1 pseudogene is annotated in these 527 nt (G+C 35.5%); it reads right to left on the reverse strand.

The window, feature by feature from the left end:
• Positions 1–152: 152 nt before the first annotated feature.
• Positions 153–527, reverse strand: a pseudogene (locus tag H5158_RS22795) (hypothetical protein); the annotation flags it as partial.

Below are 527 nucleotides of genomic sequence, written 5' to 3' on the forward strand. Positions count from 1 at the left end.
CATCATCACATTGAGATAATGCTTTTTCAACCGCTTGAACTTTAAATTCTTGTGTAAATCGACGTCTCATTTTTATCTGCCTCTATTAAAAGTTAGAGGCGACAACTATCCTGACACAGGGGGATTAACTCACTATATTTATTCATACAGATTTACCTACTCAAAATCTTTTGCTCTAAGTTTCCAGTACTCTTTTTTAAATTTTTCATACTAATATTGGAGCGAAGGGTTATTCCTAAAGCTATTATCATCTTCAATTTTATCTTTAATACTTGAATCAACATTTGTGCTATTTCTGACGTAAAGTCAAGATCGTTTTTATATATCTTGCGATTATTGAGTAAATTTGAGCTGTATATTTTGTCGGTTGAATTAGAAAGTTTTTTACTTTGAGCCTCCTTCAAATCATTCCCTTTCGGTGGCTCTAATTCATTGGCTACCGTCTTCTTCGGTTTGCCCACTACACCCGTGCTTGCCGGTGGCTCAAACTCATCGAGGGCTTTGTTTACGCGATTACCAATTTCGTT

This window comes from Pseudoalteromonas sp. SR45-6 (assembly GCF_014163545.1).
Taxonomy (GTDB): Bacteria; Pseudomonadota; Gammaproteobacteria; order Enterobacterales; family Alteromonadaceae; genus Pseudoalteromonas; species Pseudoalteromonas rhizosphaerae.